This window comes from Amycolatopsis sp. NPDC051045 (genome assembly GCF_040682955.1).
Taxonomy (GTDB): Bacteria; Actinomycetota; Actinomycetes; order Mycobacteriales; family Pseudonocardiaceae; genus Amycolatopsis.
On the sequence record NZ_JBFBCC010000008.1, the window covers coordinates 22,483 to 43,873 of the forward strand.

Here is a 21,391-nt window from a genome sequence, read left to right on the forward strand (position 1 = left end):
GCTACTGGGTGCGGGAGGCGAGGCCGGGCGGGGCGGACTTGACCGCCGCGTGGATCGCGTCCGCCAAGGCCAGCGCGTCTTCTTCGGTGAGTTCGAGCGCGACTCGCGCCGAAGCGCCCAGCCCCGGATTGCGGAAGTCGATGTTCACCGTGTGCGCGTACGGCGCGTGGACCGGGTGGTCGACGTACACGGTGCCCTCGTTCAGCCGGAACCAGCCGCGGGCGCCCTTGCCGCTGCCTTCGAGCGCGAACTTTTCCGTCAGGTATGTGCACATGGGCTGGTCCTCTCAGGCGGTGAGCGTGCGGGCGTAGAAGTCGAGGATGCGTTCCCAGCCGTCCTTCGCGGCTTCGGGGCGGTAGCTCGGGCGGTCGACGGCGAAGAACGCGTGGCCGGCGTCCGCGTACGTGTGGAACTCGTGCTCCTTGCCCAGCTTCTCCAGCTCGGCCGCCAGCACGGCGACCTCGTCCGGTCCGGGGAACTGGTCGTCCGCGCCGAAGATGCCCAGCAGCGGGCAGGACAGCTGGGGCGCCAGGCCGAGCAGCGGCTTCATCTGCTTCATGGCCTCCGGCGGGTCGTTGACGACGAACGCGCCGTAGCAGTCCACCGCCGCGTCGAGGTCCAGCGAACAGGCGGCGAGGAACGCGTGGCGGCCGCCCGAGCAGTGCCCGATGACGCCGACCCGGCCGTTCGCGTTTTCCAGGGCGCGGAGGTAGTCCGCCGCGCCGGAGACGTCGCCGACCAGGCGGTCGTCGGGGACACCGCCCGACGCGCGGACCGTCGCGGCCGCGTCGTCCGGGTCCGCGCCGGGTGCTTCGCGCGTGTAGAGGTTCGGGCAGAGCGCGTTGTAGCCCTCGACGGCGAAGCGGCGGACCATCTCCTTCGTCGCCGCGTCGTAGCCGGGCAGGTGGTGGATCACCACGACGCCGCCGCGCGGGGTCTCGTCGGTCGGTTTGGCCAGGTAGGCCTCGAGTTCGTCGCCACCGTGGCCGGTGATGGTGACGGTTCCGGCGATGATCTCGTCGGTCATCGGTGCTCCTTCGATCCTTCGGGGTGTGGACGTACCGCGCGCCGCGCGAAGCGGAAGCGAGCGCGGCGACGACGGCCATCGCCGCGGCCGCGGTGAACACGACCACCAGGCCGTGGTGGAACGGGCCGGAGACCAGCCGCGGGAAGAACTCGCCGCCGGTGAGCGCCGCCCGGTCGGGCGGCGACAGCACCGGTCGGACAGGTACCCGGACACCGGCCCGGCGATCAGGAACCCGACGGTCAGCGGCAGCAGGTGGATGCCCGCCCACAGCGGGGTCTGCTCGTAGCCGTGCAGGGGCAGCCAGATGCCCTGCAGCCAGATGATGAGCATGAACTGCATGCCACCACGGGCGACCGAAGTCAGCAACGCGGCGATGGTGCCGGCCGCGAACGCCCGGATCCTGAACAGGCCCAGCTGGAACATCGGCGCGGCGACGCGGGTCTCGATGACGCCGAACAGCACGAGCAGCAGCACGCCGGCGCCGATCCCGCCGAGCACCCAGGGGTTGCCCCAGCCGGTGGGGGCGCCGCCGTAGGGCTGGATGCCGTAGGTGATCGCCGCGAGGACCAACGCGGTCCCGGCCGCGAAGGTGACGTTGCCGCCCCCATCGACCTCGGCCCGCCGGGGCGTCCCGGCCTCGCGGAGGCTGCGGATCTTGACGCGGCCGAACATGTCGCCGCGCCGCCCCAGCGTCACCACCAGCACCGCCTGCACCAGCAGGTAGCCGAGGATCATCCAGAGCAGGTAGCCGATGTTGCCCGGCGCGAGGGGATCGAGCCCGATGCCGCGGAAGATCGCCGGCAGCGAGATGATGACGATCGAGCCGTCGAGCGCGGACATCAGCACACCGAGCGTGGTGTTGGACAGCGCGACCCACTTGTAGCGGCTGTTCGTGGTCGCCGTCGTCGTCACAGCTCGTCCGCCAGCCGCTCGATCAGCGGGATCGCGGCGACGAGCTTGCGCTGCTCGGCCGCGGTGAACTTCTCGGCCAGCGCGGTCGCCATCTGCTGCGTCGTGTGCGAGCGCCGGTCGGTGAGCAGCCTGACCCCGGACTCGGTGACCGACATCAGCACCTTGCGGCCGTCGGAGTCGTCCTTGCGCCGCTCGACGAGCCCGCGCTCGACCAGCCCGGCCAGGGTCACGCCCATGGCCTGCGGTTTGACGCGCTCGAGGTCGGCGAGGCAGCCCGGGGTGGCCAGGCCCTCCCGGTCGAGCCGGGAGAGCACCGACCGTTCGGGCAGGGTGAGCTCCCCGGCGACGTACCCCTGCCGCAGCCGCCGGATCACCCGGCCCAAGGCGACGCGCAGGTCGGTGCTCGCCTGCAGGAGCTCCTCGTCCGTCACGATCGTCAACCTAGGCTGATAAATCTGGGTTGATCAACTCGGACGGATCGGGCGCTATCGGGTGAGCGGGGAGCTTTCGCTCAGTGGACGTGGACCACGTCCCACGCGGGGAACGGGTCCGGCCCGGTGGCGACGTCGGCCAAGCACTCGCGCAGGGCGCGAAGGAGTGCTTCGCCCGCCAGCTCGACGCCGATGAACACCAGCTCCTGCCGGGGCTCGGCCGCGACGCCGTGGGGTTCGAACCGCGCCACCGTGCCTGCCTGGGACCACAGCCCGGTCACCCCGGGCCGGGAGGCCAGCGCGAAGAACCCCTTCGAGCGCACCACGGTCCCGAACTCGCCGGAGTCCAGCCGCCGTGTGACGAAGTCCCACAGCGCCGCCGGATCGAACGCCCGCGACGCGCGGAACACCACGCTGGAGATGCCGTACTCCTCGGTCTCCGGCACGTGGTCGCCGTTCAGCTCGGCCACCCAGCCCGGCGCTTCCCTGGCCCGCAAGACGTCGTAGCGGCCCGTCCCGAAGACGCGCTCCAGCGGCACCTCCCCGAACCGGCCGGTGACGACGTCCGCGGCGGGATTGATCCGCCGCAGCGTCGCCACCAGCCGGTCCACGTCCGGAGCCGCGACGAGGTCGGTCTTGTTCAGCAGGAGGACGTCGGCGAACTCGACCTGGTCCACGAGCAGGTCGCTGACCGTCCGCTCGTCATCGTCGTACTGGTCCAGCCGGCGCTCCACGAGCGAGTCGCCGTCGGCCAGTTCGCGGGCGAAGTTCGCCGCGTCCACCACCGTCACCATGGTGTCGAGGCGGGCGAGCGGCTCCAGGAACGAGAACGTCGCCGCCACCGGCATCGGCTCGGAGATCCCGCTCGACTCGATCAGCACGTGGTCGAAGCGGTCGTCCGCGCACAGCGCCGCCACCTCCTCGAGGAGGTCCTCCCGCAGGGTGCAGCAGATGCACCCGTTGGTCAGCTCGACCAGCCGCTCCTGCGAGCGCACCAGCGCGGCGTCGATGTTGACTTCGCTCATGTCGTTGACGATCACCGCCACCCGCACCCCCGCCCGGTTGGCGAGGATGTGGTTGAGCAGGGTCGTCTTGCCCGCGCCGAGGAATCCCGACAGGACCGTGACCGGAACGCTCACTGGTGGAAGTGCTTGATCAGCCGGCGCGGCACGAGCTTCGTCTCGCCGTCGACCTTGATCGGCACCAGGTCGGGCACTGCGGCCTTCCACTGGGCGCGCCGGGAGCGGGTGTTGCTGCGCGACTTCTTGCGCTTGGGGACGGCCATCAGCGCGTCCCCCGCTTCCCGTAGCGGCGGTGGAACTTCTCGACCTGGCCGGCGCTGTCCATGATCCGCTGGGTGCCGGTCCAGAACGGGTGCGACCACGAGCTGATGTCGACCATGACGAGCGGGTAGGTCCGGCCGTCGGACCACTCGACGGTCTTGTCGGAGGTGATGGTGGAGCGGGTCAGGAACGCGTCACCGGTGGAGGAGTCCTTGAACACCACGGGGTGGTAGTCGGGGTGGATGCCGTTCTTCACTGGTCTTCCTTTCGGTTCGCCGCGGTCGCGTCGTGCCGCGCCGGGTCGGTTTCGGTGTCCTCGCACGGTTCTTCGTGCCAGTCGCCGAACGGGTCGGGGTAGCGGAGCCACTCCTCGGGGCCGGCGGCCAGTTCTTCTTCGGTCAGTAGAGCGCCGCGCAGGGCCGCGTCGATCTCGTCGGGCGTTGTCTGGTCCGTCACCACGACGAGCTCCTGCGCGCGGTCGCCGTGCACCGGGTCCCAGCGCAGGGACGCCAGGGTGCGGCGCTCGGGGGAGACGTCCGCCCACGCCGGACCGTCCGGCGCGGCGAGCCACGGCCCGGCGTGGCCGATGCCCAGCCCGCCGCCGGCGGACTCGATCCAGAAGGCGACGTCCGGCTGGCTGGCCACCCAGGCGCGGCCGCGGGTCCGGACGACGCCGTCCAGGAGGACATCGAGGGCGTCGTGGAGCCGTTCGGGGTGGAACGGCCGCTGGGCGGTGAAGGTGACCAGGCCGATGCCGCAGTCGACGTGCACTGGCGGCTCGCCGCGCAGCAGGGCTCCGTGCATGTCGGTGACTTCGCCGCGCCGGGCGTCCTCCGGCACGGCGTCGAGCACGCTGGGCCCGTCGAGGCGGTTCAGTGCGACCCGCGGGACCGACGGCGCGACCCGGTCGAGGACCGCGGACGCCTTCGCGGCGCTCCACGCGTCGGTGGCCGCGCCGGCCAGCACGAGGACGTCGGCGAACTCGACCTGGGCCAGCGCGACCTGCGCGACGGTGCGCTCGTCCTCGGGACTGGCTCGGAGGTTCCGGTCGGCCAGTTCGTCGTCGCCGGTGGCGTCGGCGAGCCAGGTCGCGCAGTCGACGACGGTCAGGACCGCCCGCAGGTCGACGTCGTCGCTCACCGGGTGGGCACCGACCAGGACGTTCCGGATCGCCCAGCTGACCGGCTCCGGCTCCATGGCCTCGTCGAGCCGGACGACGATCCGGGTCACCTCCGGGCGCCGGGCCAGCCGCCGCAGCAGCGGGAGCAGGTCTTCGCGCAGGGTGCAGGACACGCAGCCGTGCGCCAGTTCGAGCACGGTCAGTTCGTCGCGCTCGCCGAGGCGCAGCCGGCGGCGGACCACACCGGAGTGGATCTCGCGCAGGTCGTGGTGGACGACGGCGGTACCGGGCCCGGCCACGCGCAGCAGTTCGGCGAGTTCGGCGTTCGGTCCCGGGGCGAGGCCGCTGACGAGGACGAGCGGGACGCGGGGGTGAGGGGTCACGAGAGCTCCAGGAATACGGGCGGGGTACGGTGCGTAGAGTAAATGAAAACGACAACCACTATCAACTCGGGAGGGTCCGTGTCCGCCGTGTGCCAGGTCACCGGCCGCAAGCCGGGCTACGGCAAGCAGGTCTCGCACTCGCACCGCCGTACGTCGCGGCGCTGGGAGCCGAACCTGCAGAACCGTCGCTACTTCGTGCCCGGGGAAGGCCGCTGGGTGCGTCTGCGCGTCTCCGTCAAAGGCATGAAGACGATCGACAAGCGCGGCATCGAGTCCGTCGTGGCCGAGCTGAAGGCAAGGGGAGTGAAGCTGTAATGGCGAAGAGCACCGACGTCCGCCCGATCATCAAGCTGCGGTCCACCGCGGGCACCGGCTACACCTACGTCACGAAGAAGAACCGGCGGAACGACCCCGACCGGATGGTCCTGCGCAAGTACGACCCGGTCGCGCGCAAGCACGTCGAGTTCAAGGAAGAGCGCTGATGGCCAAGAAGTCGAAGATCGCGAAGAACGAGCAGCGGAAGGTGGTCGCGGCGCGGTACGTCGACCGGCGTCGTGCGCTCAAAGCCCTGATCGCCTCACCGTCGTCGGCTACGGAGGAGAAGGCGGAAGCCGTTGTCGCGCTGCAGAAGCTGCCGCGCGACGCGAGCCCGACGCGCATCCGCAACCGGGACGCCGCCGACGGACGACCGCGGGGATACCTGCGCAAGTTCGGGTTGTCGCGGGTGAAGATGCGCCAGGCCGCGCACCGGGGCGAGCTGCCCGGCGTCACGAAGTCGAGCTGGTGAGCCGGATGCCGAAGCCGAACCGGGACCGTCCCGCCAAGCGCAAGGTGAACCTGTTGCGCGTCAACAAGGTCACCGAGGTCGACTGGAAGGACGTCGACCTGCTGCGGAAGTTCGTCTCCGACCGCGGCAAGATCCGCGCTCGCCGCGTGACGGGATTGACGCCGCAGCAACAGAAGCAGGTCGCCACGGCGATCAAGAACGCGCGCGAGATGGCCCTGCTGCCGTACCCGGGCTCGGGGCGCGCCGGCTAAATCGGATGCGCACGCTGGGCGGGCGCGCGATCATGGGCTCCGGGGAAGGGGGCGTCGAGGGGATGTCCTGACACCAGGAGGTCCACGCTTGCACGCCCAGCTCACGGTCACGCCCGCCCAGCTGCCCGAAGTCCTGCTGAACACCGCCGTCGTCCGGCCGGTGTTCCTCTGGGGTGCGCCCGGCATCGGGAAGTCTTCGCTGGTGCGGGAATTCGCCGCTTCGCTGGGGCTCGAATGCGTGTCGCTGCTGGGCACCCAGCTCGCGCCCGAGGACCTGATCGGCGTCCCGCAGGTCGTCGAGGGCCGCAGCCGGTTCTGCCCGCCGGAGGAGATCGCGCGCGACGAGCCGTACTGCCTGTTCCTCGACGAGCTGAACGCCGCCGCACCCGACGTGCAGAAGGCGTTCTACTCGCTCATCCTCGACCGCTGCATCGGCTCGTACGAACTGCCGCTCGGCTCGGTCGTGATCGGTGCCGGCAACCGCGCCACCGACCAGGCGCTCGCCCGGCCGATGGCCTCGGCGCTGGTGAACCGCCTGGTGCACGTCCACCTGCGCGCCGCGGCGGGCGACTGGCTCGCCTGGGCGGCCGGGAACGGCATCCACCCGTGGGCCGTCGAATACCTGACCCAGCGGCCGGACCACCTGTGGAGCCCGCCGCCGAAGACCGAGGAGCCGTTCTCGACGCCGCGGTCCTGGCACATGCTCTCGGACCTGCTGCACTCCTCCGGCGACCCGGCCGGCGACGAGACGATCGCCCTGCTCGCGTACGCCACCCTCACCCCGGCGCACGCGGGCGCGTTCCGCGCGTACCTCAAGGTGGCGCGGCACGCCTTCGACCTGGAGGCGATCCTCGAGGGCGACGCCCGCTGGCCCGCCGAGCCGGCCGACCGTGACCTGCTGTACTTCCTCGCCGAGACGTTCCGCGCGCGGCTGGTCAAGGACCTGCCCGCGGACAAGCGGCACGCGTCCACAGCCGTGCGCCAGTTCGCCTTCCGCGCGAAGAGCCTGCTCGTCGAGCTGGCCGAGATCTCCCTGGAGATGGCCCAGCTGGTCATCGCCGACGACGAAGCCGGCCACCCGCGGCTGCCGTCGTGGTTCCTGATCGAGGTGGCCCGTGACCTGCCGCGGCTGGTCGCGGCGCGAGCGTGAACGCCAAGGCGGAGGCGAAGCGCCGCGAACGCCGGAACAAGGCGATCGCGGACGGCGGGATCGACCCGGCTTACGCGGCCGCGTGCTGCGTGGCCGTCCACCGGTTCGCCGAGGCGGTGCCCGTCGGGACCCCCGTCGTCGACCTGCCCGAACTCCCGGGGACCGACGAGCTCGCGCTGACCCGCGCGTGGCGCGAGGCGGGCGTCCCGGCGCCGTTCACCCGCCTGGGCACCGGCGGGCCGTGCCTGGTGCTCGCGCCGCCGCTCTCGCGCTGGCAGCTGCAGTACCACCCGAAGCCGGAGCCGTGGACCGAACGGTTCGCGCGCGGGCTGATCGCGTCGGCCACCGAAGCGATGGAACGCGCCGCCGACGCACGCGGGCAGACGCGGCACCGCCGGGCGATGGGGGAGTGGGACCGCGCGCTGGCGTGGTTCGTCTCGTCGTTCCCGCTGCTCGGCGCGGTTGCCGCGGGGTTCACGCTGGTCGTCGACGCCGAGGTCGTCCGCGCCTGGGACATCGCCCTCGCGGCGGTCGACGCCGAGCACGGCGAGATCGACGTCAACCCGAGCGCTGCGCTGACCGTGGAGGAGTGGCGGTTCGTCCTGGCCCACGAGATGCTGCACGCGGCTCTGCGGCACGACCGCCGCGCGCTGGGCCGCGACCCGTACCTGTGGAACGTCGCCTGCGACTACGTGATCAACGGCTGGCTGGTCGCCATGGGCGTCGGCGAGCTGCCCGACGGCAGCCTGCACGACCAGCAGCTCACCGGGATGTCCGCGGAATCGGTGTACGACACGCTGACGACCGACATCCGCCGCGCCCGCAAGCTGGTGACCCTCGGCGGTCGGTCCGCCGGTGACGTCCTGGGCGGCTGGCTGTCCGAACCGGAGGCGGCTCGGCGCCGCTCGTCGCGGCGGCCGCCGAAGCCGCTGCCGTGGCGGACCGGCGACCGCGCCGGCGGCGTCGACCTCGACGAGTTCTACCGCCGGGCGCTCACCCAGGGGCTCGAGTACCACCACGCCCGGAGCCGGGGGCTGCTGCCGCTCGGGCTGGAGCAGGAGATCCGCGCCCTCGACCACCCGCCGCTGCCGTGGGACGCGCAACTGGCCCGCTGGTTCGACGAGCACGTCCGGGCCGAGCTGCCGGTGCGCAGCTACGCGCGGGCGTCGCGCCGTCAGTCGGCGACGCCGGACATCCCGCGGCCGGGTCCGCCCGGACCGCCTCGACCGGCGCGTCACCTTCGGCGTCGTGCTGGACACCTCGGGGTCGATGAACGCGGAGCTGCTGGGCAAGGCCCTCGGCGCGATCGCGTCCTACGCGCTGGCCAGGGACGTCCCGGCGGCGCGTGTGGCGTTCTGCGACGCCGTCGCCTACGACGCCGGCTACCTCGCGGTCGAGCAGATCGCGGGCCGCGTCCAAGTGCGCGGCCGCGGCGGCACGATCCTGCAGCCCGGCGTCGACCTGCTGCAGCGCGCGGAGGACTTTCCGGCCGACGGGCCGATCCTGATCACCGACGCGATGTGCGACCACGTCCGGCCGCGCCGGGAGCACGCGTTCCTCGTGCCGCGGGGCGCGCGGCTGCCGTTCGTGCCGCGGGGGCCGGTCTTCCGCGTGGCGTGACCCACGCTGGGCTGGCGCGGGGGTGAACCGTCAATAAACTCCCGGCCATGGACGACCCGCACTACCTTTCCGGCCTCCAGCTCACCGGCCGCCGTGTCGTGATGTTCGGCGGTGGCTCCGTCGCCCAGCGACGGCTGCCCCGGCTCATCAGCGCGGGCGCCCGCGTCGAGCTGGTGTCACCGCACACGACACCGTCGGTGCAGGGCATGGTGGACGCGGGCGAGCTGGTCTGGCACGAACGCCCCTACGCCGAGGGCGACCTTCGCGCCGCCTGGTACGCGTTGGCCTGCACGAACGATCCCTCGGTGAACGCCGCCATCTGCGCCGAAGCCGAGCGCGAGCGGGTGTTCTGCGTCCGCGCCGACGAGGGTGAGTCGGGCAGCGCGGTGACCCCGGCGTCCGGGCGGCACGGCGGCCTGCTGTTCGGCGTGCTGTCCGGAGGCGAGCCGCTGCGCTCGGCCGCGGTGCGCGACTCGATGCTCGACGGCCTGCACAACGGCACGATCGAGGACGGCCGTCAGCCGCACCCGGAGGGCACCCTGCCCGGGGTGGCGCTGGTCGGCGGCGGCCCGGGCGATCCGGAGCTGATCACGGTCCGCGGCCGGCGCCTGCTGTCGCGCGCGGACGTCGTCGTGGTGGACCGGCTGGCGCCCCGCGAACTGCTCGACGAGCTCGCGCCCGAGGTGGAGATCGTGGACGCGGCGAAGATCCCGTACGGCCGCGCGGCCAGCCAGGACGTGATCAACAGCACGCTGATCGAGCGCGCCAAGGAGGGCAAGTTCGTCGTCCGCCTCAAGGGCGGCGACCCGTACCTGTTCGGCCGCGGCTTCGAGGAGGTCCTGGCCTGCGCCGAGGCGGGCGTCCCGGTGACGATGGTCCCGGGCATCACGAGCGCGTTCGCGGTCCCGGCGGTGGCCGACGTCCCGGTGACCCACCGCGGCGTGGCGCACGAGGTGGTGGTGGTCTCCGGCCACGTCGCCCCCGGCGACGACCGGTCACTGGTCGACTGGGCGCTGCTGGCCCGCATGCGCGGCACGATCGTGCTGATGATGGGTGTGGAGCGCCTGCCGCAGTTCGCCAAGGCGCTGCTGGACGGCGGCCGCCCGGCGGACACCCCGGTGGCGATCGTCGAGGACGGCACGATGCGCACCCAGCGCGCGCTGCGGTCCACATTGGACAAGGTGGTCGCCGACGCGGCCGCGGCGGGCGTCCGGCCGCCCGCGGTGATCGTGATCGGCCCGGTGGCCGGCCTCGGGCCCGTGTCCTGACGGGGATCCTGCCCGTTCAGTCCTCGTAGCAGCTCGCGGCGAAGTCGCGGATCGCGTCCGAGAGCCGGGTCGGGTCCAGACGGAGCTCGACCGGGCTGCGGGCCTGGACGAACTCCGCTTCCGGCATGTCGACCGCCAGCGAGTCCGCGTCGCCGAAGGGGTGGATCGGGTCGCGCTGGTGGCCGATCACCAGCGCGCGCGTGGTGATCTTGCGGCGCACCGCCTTCGGGGGCGCGATCCGGCCGAACAGCACGCCGTGGATGAGCGCCGCCATCGGGGCCGGGCGCTGCGAGAGCGTGTCCGTGACGACGTCGACCCACTGGTTGCCGTGGGGGACCAGGGACGCGGCGAGGGCCACCGCCTGCACCGTCACCGGCAGGAACCGGGCCGCCATCAGCAGCGGGGCGAACGTGATCAGCCCCGCGACGATCGCGTTGTCCAGCACCGGCATCTCGACGATCAGGCCGCGGGCCCGTGCCGGCGCCGACACCGCCACCTCCAGCGAGACGTTCGCACCCAGGGACGTCCCGCCGATCACCGCCGAGTCCACCTCGAGGTGGTCGAGGAGGGCGAGGGTCTGCTCGGCGAACGCGGGCATCGAGTACTGCCACGACTCGGTGGGGCGGTCGGAGTCCCCGTGGCCGAGCAGGTCCAGGGTGATGACCCGGAACCCGGCGCGGGCCAGCCGGCGCGCCAGCGGGGCGTGCATCCGGCGGGTCAGCATGATGCCGTGGGTGAGCACGACGACGCGGTCGCCGCTGCCGAACTCCGTGTACCAGAGCCGGTGGCCATCGTGGTCGAACGAGCCGGTCAGCTCGATCGGGCGCGACGCGCGCCGCGACGGCGCGGCCGGGGGCTCCGGTTCGATCAGGGTCGCGCTGCCGGCCGGGCTCATGTCCCACCGTCCTCCCCACGTCGTGGTCGTGCACGTTCAGGAAAACATCCCATGACCACGTTGGCACAGTGACGTTGACGTTGGCACAGTGACATCGACACGTTGGCACAGTGACTCGCGCGTCAATTGACAACGTGCCAATGGCGGCTCGTCGCGGGCATGGGTGAAGATGACCCCATGACCGCTACTGCTGACAGTCTGCCCGACCTCGTCTCCCTGAAGGTCGACGTCGACGGCCACGTGGCCGAAGTGACGCTTCTCGGCCCGTCGAAGGGCAACGCGATGGGCCCGGACTTCTGGCGCGAACTGCCGCTGGTGTTCCGCGCCCTGGACGCCGACCCGCAGGTCAGGGCCGTGGTGCTGACCGGCAGCGGCGCGAACTTCTCCTACGGCCTCGACCTGCCGGCGATGATGGGCGACTGGGCGCCGATGCTGGGCGGGGACAACCTGGCCGGCCCGCGCACGGCGTTCCTCGACCAGGTCCGGTCGCTGCAGGCGGCGGTCAGCTCGATCGCGGAATGCCGCAAACCGGTCGTCGCGGCCGTGTCCGGCTGGTGCATCGGCGGCGGTGTCGACGTGATCGCCGCCGCGGACGTCCGCCTGGCCGGCGCCGACGCCAAGTTCAGCGTCCGCGAGGTCCGCGTCGCGATCGTGGCCGACCTCGGCAGCCTCCAGCGGCTCGCCTCCATCATCGGTGAAGGCCACCTGCGGGAGCTCGCGCTGACCGGCAAGGACATCGACGCCGCCCGCGCGGAGAAGATCGGCCTGGTCAACGACGTCTACGCGGACTCCGAAACCCTGCTGAAAGCCGCGCGGGAACTCGCCGGGGAGATCGCTGCGAACCCGCCGCTGGTGGTGCAGGGTACGAAGCAGGTACTGGCGGTGAACACCGAGCGCCAGGTCGCCGACGGCCTCCGGTACGTCGCGGCGTGGAACTCGGCGTTCCTGCCCAGCAAGGACCTCGGCGAGGCGGTCCAGGCGTTCATGGAGCGCCGCAAGCCGGAGTTCAAGGGCGAATAGACACGACCGAGGAGGCAGGGTGAGCAACGGCGCTTCGGAAGTCCACCACGCGTTCCGCGTGGCGCGGGACTACCTGCAGACCCACCGCGAGGACTACGACACGGCGTACCGCGACTTCGCCTGGCCGGAGTTCGACGAGTTCAACTGGGCGATCGACTGGTTCGACGTCGTCGCGCACGACCCGGACAACGCCGAGCGGTACGCGCTGTGGATCGTCGAGGAGGACGGGACCGAGAACCGCTGGACCTACCCGGAGATGTCCGGCCGGTCCAACCAGGTCGCCAACTGGCTGCGCGGTCTCGGCGTCCGCCGCGGTGACCGGCTGATCCTCATGCTGGGCAACCAGGGCGAGCTGTGGGAGACGATCCTCGCCGCGATCAAGCTCGGCGCGGTGATCATCCCGGCGTCCACGCTGCTCGGCCCGGCCGACCTGACCGACCGCGTGGAGCGCGGTGCGGCCAAGCACGTCGTGGTCCGCTCGGTGGACGCGCCGAAGTTCGACGGTGTGACGGGCGGCTACACCCGGATCGCCGTGGGTGAGCCCGTCGAAGGCTGGCACTCGTACTCGGCCGCCTTCGCCGAGTCGCCGGAGTACACCCCGGACGGCCCGACCAAGGCCAGCGACCCCCTGCTCCTGTACTTCACCTCCGGCACGACCGCGAAGCCGAAGCTGGTGCAGCACACGCACGTCTCGTACCCGGTGGGCCACCTGTCCACGATGTACTGGATCGGGCTGGAGCCCGGCGACGTCCACCTGAACATCTCCTCGCCGGGCTGGGCGAAGCACGCCTGGAGCAACTTCTTCGCCCCGTGGAACGCCGAGGCGACGGTGTTCCTCTACAACTACAGCCGGTTCGACGCGGGCGCGCTGATGGCCCAGATGGACCGGTGCGGGGTGACCAGCTTCTGCGCGCCACCGACGGTCTGGCGGATGCTCATCCAGGCGGATCTGACGGCGCTGCGAAACCCGCCGCGCAAAGTCGTGGGCGCCGGCGAACCGCTCAACCCCGAGGTGATCGACCAGGTCGAGAAGGCGTGGGGCGTCACCATCCGCGACGGCTTCGGCCAGACCGAGAGCAGTGTCCAGATCGCCAACACGCCGGGCCAGGACGTGGTGCCCGGCTCGATGGGCCGCCCGCTGCCCGGGTTCGTGGTGGCACTGGTCGACCCGGTCAGCGGCGAGCGCGCGGCGGAGGGCGAGATCTGCCTGGACCTCGCGCACCGGCCGGTGGGCCTGATGACCGGATACGCGGACGACGACGAGCGCACGTCGGCGGCCTTCGCCGGCGGCTTCTACCACACCGGCGACGTCGGTTCGATCGACGAACGCGGCTACCTCACCTACGTCGGGCGCACCGACGACGTGTTCAAGGCGTCGGACTACCGGATCTCGCCGTTCGAGCTGGAGAGCGTCCTCATCGAGCACGAGGCGGTGGCGGAAGCGGCGGTCGTCCCGGCCCCCGACCCGATCCGGCTCGCGGTGCCCAAGGCGTACGTCGTGCTGGCGGCGGGCTTCTCCCCGGACGCCGCGACCGCGCGGTCGATCCTGGCGTACTGCCGCGAGCACCTGGCGCCGTACAAGCGGATCCGGCGGCTCGAGTTCGCGGAGCTGCCGAAGACGATCTCCGGCAAGATCCGCCGCGTCGAGCTGCGCGGCCGCGAGAACGACCCGAAGCGGCCGGAGGGCACCGAGTACCGCGAAGAGGACTTCCCCGACCTCAAGTCCTGACAGCCGGCGTGGGGCGCTTCTCAGCCGCGGGTGCCCTCGACCTGGCGGCCGTCCTCGGTCGAGCACGCCGTCACCGGGTCGTCGGCGCCGCTGCCGCACGTCCACTCGTCGAGGACGACCGGGCCCGGGCCGTCGGGGGAGGCGGCCTCGGCCGGGGTCAGCTTCGCGAAGTAGTCCTTCAGCAGCTTCGTCGCCGCGGCGCAGTCCACCTGGCCGTGCGCGACGACTGCCGTCTTGGCGCCGCCCGTGCCGGTGACGTCGCCGCACGGAACGCCGGGTGCCGTCGACCCGGCCGCGGCGGCCGCGGCGGGGACGGGTGCGGGACCGGCGGAGGACGGCGCGGCGGGTGCCGGGTCGCGACCACCGCAGCCGGCCAATGCGGCGGCCGCGGCGACGAACAGCAGGGGGTACGCGAGTGTCTTCATGGGCCCTTCAGGAGCGCGACGGAACGGAACGGACTCACTCGGACGGCACGACGGCGGCGAACACCGTCTGCTCGCCCTTGGTGCAGGTGGTGCCGCCCTGCGCGGCGGGCGGCCCGGAGGTGCACAGCCAGCCGTCGACGGTCTCGTTCACCGCGTCGTTCGAGCCGGTGCCCTGGCGCCCGGCGATCGTGCGGTGGAAGTCGCCGACCAGCTTCGTCGCCGCGACGCAGCTGACGCCGGCGGAGCCGCTGTCGAACACGTAGAGCGTCAGCCCGCTGGCGGCGGTCACCGTGCCGCACGACCCGGGCACCGACGGCGGTGGCCCGGACGGCTTGGTCACCGGAGCCGGTGCGGACGAGCCGCCGGTGGTGGCCGGTGGCGGCGGCGGGGTGCCCGTCGGCGTCGTCGTGGCCGCCGGGGCGGCCGAGGACGGCGGGGGCGGGGGCTCCTGCGCGGCCGGGTCGCCGGCGCAGGCCGCGAGCGCGGGGACGGCGAGACAGGCCGCGAGCAACGGCCGCCACGTCCTCGTGGTGGTCGGGTGGGGCACCGCGATCCTTCCTCCCCGCCTGGCTGGTCCGGGCCTTCCGGCCCCTCCGGGCCGGCGCCCCGCGGACCGGCTCGCCCACGGGTGTGCCGGAGATTACTCCAGCGGTCCGGCGGCCCGGTCCGGTGGCCACCGGACTACTGTCCACAGTGGACAATTAACATTCCGTTCACGCTCCGAAACCTCACGCTGCCATCCAGAATCGATCGGTCTAATTCCGGCCGTATCCGTTAACATCCCGGCCCCGGGCACCGAAGATCTTGGTGGAGGCCGACGAGCTTCCCCTCCCCGACACCCGTCCCGAATCCGTGAGAGCGATGAACGCCGACGCTGTGACCAGCACCGAAGACCCGTCCAGTCCGCCGACCGTCCCGAGCGCCGTGGTGTGGTGCTGCGGCCGCCCGTACGTCCTCGAGGGCCGTGCCGGCCGCGCCCGCTGGATGGGCACCGACTACCGCGGCCGCCCCGAAGCGCTGAGCAGCGCCGAGCTGCAGCGACGCGGCTGGAGCCACCGCCGCCGCGCGTGCTGAGCACCGCTCTAAGCTGACTCCTCGTGAGCACAGCCGCCCCGGAACCAGCCGCTCAGGCCGAGCCGTCTCTGCTGAAGCAGGTTCTGAACGTCCCCAACATCCTGTCGTTGCTGCGGCTGGCCGGGGTGCCGGTGTTCCTCTGGCTGCTGCTCGGCCCGAAGGAGGACGGCTGGGCGCTCGCGCTGCTGGTGTTCAGCGCGCTGACCGACTGGCTCGACGGCAAGCTGGCCCGCTGGCTCGACCAGATGTCCCGGCTCGGGCAGCTGCTCGACCCGGCCGCCGACCGGTTGTACATCCTCGCGACGCTCATCGCCTTCCTGGTCCGCGACATCATCCCGTGGTGGGTCGTGGTGCCGCTCGTGCTGCGCGAGGCCGTGCTCGGCGTCTGCGTCGTCGTCCTGCGCCGCCGCGGCTTCGCACCGCCCGAGGTCACCTACCTCGGCAAGGGCGCCACCTTCGTCCTGATGTACGCCTTCCCGCTCCTGCTGCTCGCGCAGGGTGGCTCCGGCGTCGCCGCGGTCGCGCGGCCGATCGGCTACGCCTTCACCATCTGGGGCGCCGTCCTCTACGTCTGGTCCGGCGTGCTCTACGTCGTGCAGGCGCGTAACGCCCTGCGCGGCGCCGGCGACGACTGAGCGCGACCCTTTCCCCGGGTCGTGGCGGGCGGCTGCGCCGTGTGGGTGTAAGACTTCGCCCAACACTTTTGCCATTGAGGGCAGGAAAGGGGACCGGCGGTGTCCGCTCCTGAAGAGCTTCGCTACACCGAGGAACACGAGTGGGTCGCCATCCGCGGCGAGGAGACCCTCGTCCGCGTGGGCATCACCGAGTACGCGCAGGACCAGCTCGGCGACGTCGTGTTCGTCGACCTGCCCGACGTCGGCAGGCAGGTGACCGCCGGTGACGTCTTCGGCGAGGTCGAGTCGACCAAGAGCGTCTCCGAGCTCTTCGCGCCGGTCGACGGCGAGGTCGTCGCGGTCAACGACGCGGTCGCCGACTCCCCGGAGCTGATCAACAGCGACCCCTACGGCGAGGGCTGGCTGATCGAGATCCGGCTCGACGACCCGGCGGGGCTGGAAGCCCTGCTCGAAGCCGAGGCGTACGACGCGCTGACCAAGGGCTGAAGCCCGCTCCGCCGGTTCGGGGAGCCGGGGCTCGTTGAATCGATCAGGCACGGTACGTTGGCAGCTACACGTTCTTGAGTACTGGCAACACAGCATGTGTGGAGGAGAGCTCAGGTGAGCACGAACGACGGGCCCGGCGGCGTTCCCCCGGAGCAGTCTCCGGAGCGGACCTCTGTCTTCCGGGCCGACTTCCTGGCCGAAGCCGAAGGCCACGAGTCCGCCCCGGCCCCGGAGGCCCCGGTCCAGGGTGTCGACGCCCTGCCGGCGGGTTCGGCCCTGCTGGTCGTGAAGCGCGGGCCGAACGCGGGTTCGCGGTTCCTGCTCGACCGCGACACCACCAGCGCCGGACGGCACCCGGACAGCGACATCTTCCTGGACGACGTCACGGTCTCCCGCCGGCACGCGGAGTTCCGGCGTGAGGGCGGCGAGTTCGTCGTCATCGACGTCGGGAGCCTCAACGGGACCTACGTCAACCGCGAGCCGGTCGACCAGGCGGTGCTCGCCGGCGGCGACGAGGTCCAGATCGGGAAGTTCCGCCTGGTCTTCCTGACCGGCCCGGGGCACGGGGGCCAGGGGGCGCAGTGACGGCGGCCGGGCGGCCACAAAGTCAGGGACTGAGCATCGGGGCCGTGCTGGCGCAGCTGCGCGGCGACTTCCCCGATGTCACCATCTCCAAGATCCGGTTCCTCGAAGCGGAAGGCCTGGTCCAGCCGGGCCGGACGCCTTCGGGGTACCGGCAGTTCGCCGCGGCGGACGTGGAGCGCCTGAGGTTCGTCCTGGCCGCCCAGCGGGATCACTACCTGCCGTTGAAGGTCATCAAGGAACAGCTGGACGCGGCGGACTCGGGTGCCGGGCCCGCCGCGGCCCTGCTCCGCCCGCCGCGCCGGCTGGTGCCGATCGACGCGCCGGCCGAGAACGTCGGCCTGCCGGTGGCGGACGACTTCGCCGCGGGCAAGGAGCTGCGCCTGACCCAGGAGGAGCTCCTGGAGCAGGCCGGCATCGACGCGCCCGCGCTGGCCGAGCTGCAGCAGTACGGTCTCGTCCGGTCCGGTCCCGCGGGGTTCTTCGACCCCGACGCGGTGCTGGTCGCGCGGACGGTGAAGGCGATGACCGAATTCGGTATCGAGCCGAGACACTTGCGTGCCTTCCGCGCCGCGGCCGACCGCGAGGTCGGGCTGCTGGAGCAGATCGTGACGCCGGTGTACCGGCATCGTGACCCGGAGGCCAAGTCACGGGCCGACGAGGTGGTGCGGGAGCTCGCGGCACTGTCCGTGACCCTGCACACGCTCCTCGTCAAGGCCGGAATCCGTGGCGTTTCCGGGTGTTGATCGGTAACGGGGCAGTGAGATCCTCTTTGCGGTCCCATGTCAATGACTGAATGTTCGGACCCTCATGCCGTACCGTGAGAGCAAGGGTTTGCGGCAGGCGAACCGAGAGAGTCCGGACAGCGAGCACAGCGCACGGATGACGGGTAGCGTCGGCAGTGGCGGCGTGAAGCCGTTCCAACGCTGAGGCCCGTGTGCACGAGAGGGAGGCGAAGCCCGATGAGCGAAATGCGCGTCGTCGGTGTGCGGGTCGAGCTGCCCGCGAATCAGCCGATCTTGTTGCTGCGGGAGACCGAGGGTGAACGGTACCTGCCGATCTGGATCGGCTCGGTCGAAGCCACCGCCATCGCCTTGGAGCAGCAGGGGGTCCGCCCCGCCCGTCCGCTCACGCATGACCTGCTGAAAGAGGTCATCGGAGCGCTCGGCCGGGAGCTGGAGCAGGTCGTCATCACGGACCTGAAGGAGGGCACGTTCTTCGCGGAGCTCGTGTTCGACGGCGACATCCGGGTGTCCGCCCGGCCGAGCGATTCGGTCGCGCTGGCCCTGCGGATCGGTGTCCCCATCCACGCCGTGGACGCGGTGCTGGAGGAGGCCGGCCTGATCATCCCGGACGAGCAGGAGGACGAGGTCGAGAAGTTCCGCGAGTTCCTCGACTCGGTCTCTCCGGAAGACTTCCGCGGAGCGGACACCTGAGGGTTCGGAGTTTGGGTGGGGTGTGCTCGAAGCTTGGGTGGGGTGTGCTCGCGGACAGCGCTCGCCCGGAGCTCCTCGCCGTGTCTTCTGGGGGTGCAACCCCCAGACCCCGCCCGGGGGCACGCCCCCGGACCCCCGCGTTCTCCCGCAGTAGGGCGTTTTGCTTGCCTTGACGCGTGAGACCTTGCCTTGACGCGGACGTCAACGTCTAGCGTCGACGGCATGCGGATCGGAGAACTGGCGCAGCGCACGGGTACCACCACCCGTGCGCTGCGTTTTTACGAGGACCAGGGCCTCCTGACGGCCCGTCGCTCGGCGAACGGCTACCGCGAGTACGACGAGGACGATCTCCAGCTGGTCAAGGAGATCCTGACCCTCCAGACGGTCGGTCTGACGCTCGAGGAGACCCGGCCGTTCGTCGACTGCCTGCGCAGCGGCCACGAGACCGGCGATTCGTGCGCGAGCTCGATCGAGGTGTACCGGCGCAAGCTCGAAGAAGCCGACGCGCTCCTCGCGCGGCTCGGCGGCATCCGCGGCGAACTGGCCGCGAAGCTCGCCGGTGCGCTCGCCCGGCAGGCGCCCGATCCGTGTGTCGTCCCCGGAGCACCCCGCCCGTGAAGGAGCCCGCCATGTCCGAAAACACCACAGGCACCACAGTCCGCGAAGTCACCGATGCGACGTTCACCGAGGTCCTCGGCAGCGATGTCCCCGTGCTGGTCGAGTTCTGGGCCACCTGGTGCGGCCCGTGCCGGATGGTCGGCCCGGTGCTGGAACAGCTGGCCGCCGAACGGGCCGGGGAGCTCGCCGTCCGCAAGATCAACGCGGACGAAAACCCGGAGACCACCCGCTCCTACCAGGTCATGTCGCTGCCGACGATGATCCTCTTCCGCGCAGGTGAGCCGGTCGAGACGATCGTCGGCGCGTTCCCGAAGGCCCGCATCGAAGACCGGCTCGACCGGGCCCTCAAGGCGCCGTCGCTTTGACGAACGCGTCCGCCAGCTCGCGCCCGTACTTCTCGACGTTCAGCGACGGGTCGGCCGCGTAGGCCGCGGCGACGCCGTCGATGGCCTGGGCGATCGACATCGCCATCACCTCGGGGGTGAACTCGCCGAACAGGCCCTCGGCCTGGCCCTGCCGCAGCTGGCGGGCCAGGCCGTGCACGCGCAGGTCGTCGACCAGCACCTTGGTCATCATCCAGCCGTCGGCGTCGTCGGCGTTGGCGGACAGCTCCGTCAGCGCCCGGACGCATTCGGGGTACGCGCGCAGGAACGCCACCGACGTCTCGATGTGCGCCCGCAGGTAGCCGGGCCGGTCGGCCGGGTCGAGGCCGCCACCGGTGCGTTCGGCGAGGAACTCGTTCTTCGTCTCGACGACCGTGCTGAGCACGGCCTGCATCAGGCCGGCCTTGTTCGTGAAGTGGTACGAGATCAGCCGGGTGCTGCTGAGCCCGGCCCGTTCCTTGATCTTGGCGAAGGTGGTCCTGCGGTAGCCGAGGTCGGAAAGGACGCCGATGGTCGCGCCGATGATCTGCGCCCGGCGTGCGGCCTCGGTGACGCTCAGCCCCAGCTCGGCCATGAGGTCGGTGTTTACTTGCATGAGTAAAAATTAACACGGCTGAGTAAAAACGTCCACCGTGTTTGAATCGCCCCGGACGGGGTACGGCGAACGGCGCAAAGGCTCAGCCGACCGTTGAGGCTTGCCGCGCGTCGCGTTGACCGGCACTGTCCGGGCGCTTACCGTCGAAGGAGGTAAATCGTCACGGTGTGATTCACGGTCTGGGGCCGGACCGTGGCGGTTGATCTCCGGCGGGTCCCGCTCCTGGGACCGTCCGGCTGTCATTCGCCGGCCACCAGGTCGGGCGAGGGGAGGCTTGCGTGGTCGAGGCTGGTTCCGAGAAGCAGCCTGTCGAGGTCGCGGCTGGTGAGCAGGGTGAACTGTTCCCCGACGACTCGCTGCCCGACGAGCTGGTGGGCTACCGGGGGCCGGCGGCGTGTCAGATCGCCGGGATCACCTACCGCCAGCTCGACTACTGGGCCCGGACCAAACTGGTCGCGCCCAGCATCCGCACCGCGCACGGCTCCGGCTCGCAGCGGCTGTACTCGTTCAAGGACATCCTGGTCCTCAAGGTCGTCAAGCGGCTGCTGGACACCGGCGTCTCGCTCCAGAACATCCGCGTCGCCGTCGACCACCTGCGCCTCCGCGGCGTCCGCGACCTGGCCAGGGTGACGCTGTTCTCCGACGGCACCACCGTCTACGAATGCACGTCGCCGGAGGAGATCGTCGACCTGCTCCAGGGCGGTCAAGGCGTCTTCGGCATCGCCGTCAGCGGAGCGATGCAGGAAATCAGCGGCACCATCCACGAGTTCCCCGCCGAACGCGCCGACGGCGGCATCGTCGAGACGCACCAACCGGACGAACTCACCCAGCGCCGCAACGCCCGCAAGACCGGGTGATCACCACTGCGGCGGACGGAGTAAGGTTCACCCCGCGGTCGACGAATCCGCGCGGGAGAGTCCGAGCCTCACCTTGAGCTCGGCGCCGAAGGAGCAAATCCTCCCCGGAACCTCTCAGGCACCCTGGACCGCGCGGACGAGACGCCTCTGGAAAGCGGGTCGTCAGGAGACCACCTGACGACCCCGCCGACGGTGCAAGCCCGGAAAACTGCGGGCGAAACTCTCAGGCGCCCAATATGGGTACGGACAGAGTGGGGAGGGTTCCTCCGGGCTTCGGGCCGGTGTGCTCGCGGAAAGCGCTCGCCGTCGAGCCCTCCGGAGTGTCTTGTGGGGGTGCAACCCCCACGCCCCGCCCGGCGGGCTCCGCCCCCGGACCCCCGCCGTGGTCGCCTCTCGAGGTTGCTTCCGTTCTGGAGCTGGTCGG

At 71.4% G+C, this 21,391-nt stretch carries 29 protein-coding genes and 1 riboswitch; of the genes, 18 read left to right on the forward strand and 11 right to left on the reverse strand.

Annotated features, from left to right (window positions below; all coding sequences use genetic code 11):
- Window position 1 precedes the first annotated feature (1 nt).
- The 7 genes from AB0M80_RS20100 to AB0M80_RS20130 form a co-directional block, all read right to left on the reverse strand.
- Window positions 2–274, reverse strand: a complete 273-nt coding sequence (locus AB0M80_RS20100) for a DUF6295 family protein (protein WP_364566720.1) — start codon at window positions 272–274, stop codon at window positions 2–4.
- A 12-nt stretch (window positions 275–286) separates the two neighbouring features.
- Window positions 287–1,027 carry a dienelactone hydrolase family protein gene (locus tag AB0M80_RS20105; RefSeq protein ID WP_364567626.1) on the reverse strand — a complete coding sequence of 247 codons (741 nt, stop codon included), beginning with the start codon at window positions 1,025–1,027 and terminating at the stop codon, window positions 287–289.
- A gap of 908 nt (window positions 1,028–1,935) precedes the next feature.
- The gene (locus tag AB0M80_RS20110) at window positions 1,936–2,370 is read right to left on the reverse strand and encodes a MarR family transcriptional regulator (protein WP_364566723.1); all 435 of its coding nucleotides are present in this window, start codon (window positions 2,368–2,370) and stop codon (window positions 1,936–1,938) included.
- A gap of 80 nt (window positions 2,371–2,450) precedes the next feature.
- Window positions 2,451–3,509 carry a GTP-binding protein gene (locus AB0M80_RS20115; protein ID WP_364566726.1) on the reverse strand — a complete coding sequence of 353 codons (1,059 nt, stop codon included), beginning with the start codon at window positions 3,507–3,509 and terminating at the stop codon, window positions 2,451–2,453.
- Window positions 3,506–3,655: a 50S ribosomal protein L32 gene (gene rpmF / locus AB0M80_RS20120; protein ID WP_364566728.1), complete on the reverse strand. Its 150-nt coding sequence runs from the start codon at window positions 3,653–3,655 to the stop codon at window positions 3,506–3,508. The genes AB0M80_RS20115 and rpmF overlap by 4 nt, the downstream gene beginning before the upstream one ends.
- Window positions 3,655–3,909, reverse strand: coding sequence for a type B 50S ribosomal protein L31 (locus tag AB0M80_RS20125; protein ID WP_364566731.1), 255 nt, complete (start codon window positions 3,907–3,909; stop codon window positions 3,655–3,657). The genes rpmF and AB0M80_RS20125 overlap by 1 nt, the downstream gene beginning before the upstream one ends.
- The gene (locus tag AB0M80_RS20130) at window positions 3,906–5,156 is read right to left on the reverse strand and encodes a GTP-binding protein (RefSeq protein ID WP_364566733.1); all 1,251 of its coding nucleotides are present in this window, start codon (window positions 5,154–5,156) and stop codon (window positions 3,906–3,908) included. Before AB0M80_RS20130 ends, AB0M80_RS20125 begins: the two co-directional genes overlap by 4 nt.
- Window positions 5,157–5,234: 78 nt before the next feature.
- Between AB0M80_RS20130 and rpmB the strand changes: the two genes are divergently transcribed.
- The 7 genes from rpmB to cobA all read left to right on the forward strand — a co-directional run bounded on the left by rpmB (window position 5,235) and on the right by cobA (window position 10,232).
- Window positions 5,235–5,471: a 50S ribosomal protein L28 gene (gene rpmB / locus AB0M80_RS20135; protein ID WP_360686024.1), complete on the forward strand. Its 237-nt coding sequence runs from the start codon at window positions 5,235–5,237 to the stop codon at window positions 5,469–5,471.
- A complete protein-coding gene (gene rpmG, locus AB0M80_RS20140) occupies window positions 5,471–5,638 on the forward strand; it encodes a 50S ribosomal protein L33 (RefSeq protein ID WP_003091682.1) in 168 nt (55 codons plus the stop codon). Before rpmB ends, rpmG begins: the two co-directional genes overlap by 1 nt.
- Window positions 5,638–5,943: a 30S ribosomal protein S14 gene (gene rpsN / locus AB0M80_RS20145; RefSeq protein WP_364566736.1), complete on the forward strand. Its 306-nt coding sequence runs from the start codon at window positions 5,638–5,640 to the stop codon at window positions 5,941–5,943. Before rpmG ends, rpsN begins: the two co-directional genes overlap by 1 nt.
- On the forward strand, window positions 5,940–6,194 hold the full coding sequence (gene rpsR, locus AB0M80_RS20150) for a 30S ribosomal protein S18 (RefSeq protein WP_364566739.1): 255 nt from the start codon (window positions 5,940–5,942) through the stop codon (window positions 6,192–6,194). The genes rpsN and rpsR overlap by 4 nt, the downstream gene beginning before the upstream one ends.
- An 88-nt stretch (window positions 6,195–6,282) precedes the next feature.
- A complete protein-coding gene (locus AB0M80_RS20155; protein ID WP_364566741.1) occupies window positions 6,283–7,344 on the forward strand; it encodes a MoxR family ATPase in 1,062 nt (353 codons plus the stop codon).
- Window positions 7,341–8,990, forward strand: coding sequence for a hypothetical protein (locus AB0M80_RS20160; protein WP_364566744.1), 1,650 nt, complete (start codon window positions 7,341–7,343; stop codon window positions 8,988–8,990). Before AB0M80_RS20155 ends, AB0M80_RS20160 begins: the two co-directional genes overlap by 4 nt.
- 21 nt (window positions 8,991–9,011) lie before the next feature.
- Window positions 9,012–10,232, forward strand: coding sequence for a uroporphyrinogen-III C-methyltransferase (gene cobA / locus AB0M80_RS20165; RefSeq protein WP_364566747.1), 1,221 nt, complete (start codon window positions 9,012–9,014; stop codon window positions 10,230–10,232).
- Between the two features lie 16 nt (window positions 10,233–10,248).
- Here the strand turns inward: cobA and AB0M80_RS20170 are convergent, their stop codons facing one another.
- Window positions 10,249–11,127, reverse strand: coding sequence for an alpha/beta hydrolase (locus tag AB0M80_RS20170; protein WP_364566750.1), 879 nt, complete (start codon window positions 11,125–11,127; stop codon window positions 10,249–10,251).
- Window positions 11,128–11,304: 177 nt separating this feature from the next.
- Between AB0M80_RS20170 and AB0M80_RS20175 the strand changes: the two genes are divergently transcribed.
- Both AB0M80_RS20175 and AB0M80_RS20180 read left to right on the forward strand, forming a co-directional pair.
- On the forward strand, window positions 11,305–12,147 hold the full coding sequence (locus AB0M80_RS20175) for a crotonase/enoyl-CoA hydratase family protein (protein WP_364566753.1): 843 nt from the start codon (window positions 11,305–11,307) through the stop codon (window positions 12,145–12,147).
- 19 nt (window positions 12,148–12,166) lie between these two features.
- Window positions 12,167–13,876, forward strand: a complete 1,710-nt coding sequence (locus AB0M80_RS20180; protein WP_364566756.1) for an AMP-binding protein — start codon at window positions 12,167–12,169, stop codon at window positions 13,874–13,876.
- A gap of 20 nt (window positions 13,877–13,896) precedes the next feature.
- Here the strand turns inward: AB0M80_RS20180 and AB0M80_RS20185 are convergent, their stop codons facing one another.
- Both AB0M80_RS20185 and AB0M80_RS20190 read right to left on the reverse strand, forming a co-directional pair.
- Window positions 13,897–14,301, reverse strand: coding sequence for a hypothetical protein (locus AB0M80_RS20185; RefSeq protein WP_364566758.1), 405 nt, complete (start codon window positions 14,299–14,301; stop codon window positions 13,897–13,899).
- A gap of 34 nt (window positions 14,302–14,335) precedes the next feature.
- Window positions 14,336–14,848, reverse strand: coding sequence for a hypothetical protein (locus tag AB0M80_RS20190; RefSeq protein ID WP_364566760.1), 513 nt, complete (start codon window positions 14,846–14,848; stop codon window positions 14,336–14,338).
- A gap of 314 nt (window positions 14,849–15,162) precedes the next feature.
- On the opposite strand from AB0M80_RS20190, the gene AB0M80_RS20195 reads away from it, so the two are divergent.
- The 8 genes from AB0M80_RS20195 to trxA all read left to right on the forward strand — a co-directional run bounded on the left by AB0M80_RS20195 (window position 15,163) and on the right by trxA (window position 19,497).
- The gene (locus AB0M80_RS20195) at window positions 15,163–15,375 is read left to right on the forward strand and encodes a hypothetical protein (protein ID WP_364566763.1); all 213 of its coding nucleotides are present in this window, start codon (window positions 15,163–15,165) and stop codon (window positions 15,373–15,375) included.
- Window positions 15,376–15,398: 23 nt separating this feature from the next.
- Entirely contained in the window at window positions 15,399–16,010 is a 612-nt protein-coding gene (locus tag AB0M80_RS20200) for a CDP-alcohol phosphatidyltransferase family protein (protein ID WP_364566766.1), read from the forward strand.
- A gap of 99 nt (window positions 16,011–16,109) precedes the next feature.
- Window positions 16,110–16,496 (forward strand): glycine cleavage system protein GcvH, encoded by a 387-nt coding sequence (gcvH, locus tag AB0M80_RS20205; RefSeq protein ID WP_364566769.1) that lies wholly within the window; start codon window positions 16,110–16,112, stop codon window positions 16,494–16,496.
- Window positions 16,497–16,610: 114 nt separating this feature from the next.
- The gene (gene garA, locus AB0M80_RS20210) at window positions 16,611–17,081 is read left to right on the forward strand and encodes a glycogen accumulation regulator GarA (protein ID WP_093946737.1); all 471 of its coding nucleotides are present in this window, start codon (window positions 16,611–16,613) and stop codon (window positions 17,079–17,081) included.
- The gene (locus AB0M80_RS20215; protein ID WP_364566772.1) at window positions 17,078–17,824 is read left to right on the forward strand and encodes a MerR family transcriptional regulator; all 747 of its coding nucleotides are present in this window, start codon (window positions 17,078–17,080) and stop codon (window positions 17,822–17,824) included. Before garA ends, AB0M80_RS20215 begins: the two co-directional genes overlap by 4 nt.
- A gap of 216 nt (window positions 17,825–18,040) precedes the next feature.
- Window positions 18,041–18,514 carry a bifunctional nuclease family protein gene (locus AB0M80_RS20220; protein WP_009078856.1) on the forward strand — a complete coding sequence of 158 codons (474 nt, stop codon included), beginning with the start codon at window positions 18,041–18,043 and terminating at the stop codon, window positions 18,512–18,514.
- A 222-nt stretch (window positions 18,515–18,736) separates the two neighbouring features.
- A complete protein-coding gene (locus tag AB0M80_RS20225) occupies window positions 18,737–19,132 on the forward strand; it encodes a MerR family transcriptional regulator (RefSeq protein WP_364566775.1) in 396 nt (131 codons plus the stop codon).
- 11 nt (window positions 19,133–19,143) lie between these two features.
- Window positions 19,144–19,497, forward strand: coding sequence for a thioredoxin (trxA, locus tag AB0M80_RS20230; RefSeq protein WP_364566777.1), 354 nt, complete (start codon window positions 19,144–19,146; stop codon window positions 19,495–19,497).
- Here trxA and AB0M80_RS20235 read toward each other — a convergent pair.
- Entirely contained in the window at window positions 19,478–20,110 is a 633-nt protein-coding gene (locus AB0M80_RS20235) for a TetR/AcrR family transcriptional regulator (protein ID WP_364566780.1), read from the reverse strand. The two genes, trxA and AB0M80_RS20235, sit on opposite strands and share 20 nt — an antisense overlap.
- Window positions 20,111–20,388: 278 nt before the next feature.
- Here AB0M80_RS20235 and AB0M80_RS20240 point away from each other — a divergent pair, with 278 nt between their 5' ends.
- Window positions 20,389–20,967, forward strand: coding sequence for a MerR family transcriptional regulator (locus AB0M80_RS20240; protein ID WP_364566783.1), 579 nt, complete (start codon window positions 20,389–20,391; stop codon window positions 20,965–20,967).
- A gap of 42 nt (window positions 20,968–21,009) precedes the next feature.
- Window positions 21,010–21,108: riboswitch (glycine riboswitch) on the forward strand.
- The last annotated feature ends 283 nt before the right edge of the window (window positions 21,109–21,391 follow it).

What these genes read in the sequence shown, in the direction of transcription:
- AB0M80_RS20225 (WP_364566775.1), top strand. Translation starts at nt 18,737, where the DNA reads ATGCGGATCGGAGAACTGGCGCAGCGCACGGGTACCACCACCCGTGCG.
- AB0M80_RS20175 (WP_364566753.1), top strand. Translation starts at nt 11,305, where the DNA reads ATGACCGCTACTGCTGACAGTCTGCCCGACCTCGTCTCCCTGAAGGTC.
- rpmG (WP_003091682.1), top strand. Translation starts at nt 5,471, where the DNA reads ATGGCGAAGAGCACCGACGTCCGCCCGATCATCAAGCTGCGGTCCACC.
- AB0M80_RS20235 (WP_364566780.1), bottom strand. Translation starts at nt 20,110, where the DNA reads ATGCAAGTAAACACCGACCTCATGGCCGAGCTGGGGCTGAGCGTCACC.
- AB0M80_RS20105 (WP_364567626.1), bottom strand. Translation starts at nt 1,027, where the DNA reads ATGACCGACGAGATCATCGCCGGAACCGTCACCATCACCGGCCACGGT.
- AB0M80_RS20185 (WP_364566758.1), bottom strand. Translation starts at nt 14,301, where the DNA reads ATGAAGACACTCGCGTACCCCCTGCTGTTCGTCGCCGCGGCCGCCGCA.
- cobA (WP_364566747.1), top strand. Translation starts at nt 9,012, where the DNA reads ATGGACGACCCGCACTACCTTTCCGGCCTCCAGCTCACCGGCCGCCGT.
- rpsN (WP_364566736.1), top strand. Translation starts at nt 5,638, where the DNA reads ATGGCCAAGAAGTCGAAGATCGCGAAGAACGAGCAGCGGAAGGTGGTC.
- AB0M80_RS20100 (WP_364566720.1), bottom strand. Translation starts at nt 274, where the DNA reads ATGTGCACATACCTGACGGAAAAGTTCGCGCTCGAAGGCAGCGGCAAG.
- rpmF (WP_364566728.1), bottom strand. Translation starts at nt 3,655, where the DNA reads ATGGCCGTCCCCAAGCGCAAGAAGTCGCGCAGCAACACCCGCTCCCGG.
- AB0M80_RS20170 (WP_364566750.1), bottom strand. Translation starts at nt 11,127, where the DNA reads ATGAGCCCGGCCGGCAGCGCGACCCTGATCGAACCGGAGCCCCCGGCC.
- AB0M80_RS20220 (WP_009078856.1), top strand. Translation starts at nt 18,041, where the DNA reads ATGAGCGAAATGCGCGTCGTCGGTGTGCGGGTCGAGCTGCCCGCGAAT.
- trxA (WP_364566777.1), top strand. Translation starts at nt 19,144, where the DNA reads ATGTCCGAAAACACCACAGGCACCACAGTCCGCGAAGTCACCGATGCG.
- AB0M80_RS20195 (WP_364566763.1), top strand. Translation starts at nt 15,163, where the DNA reads ATGAACGCCGACGCTGTGACCAGCACCGAAGACCCGTCCAGTCCGCCG.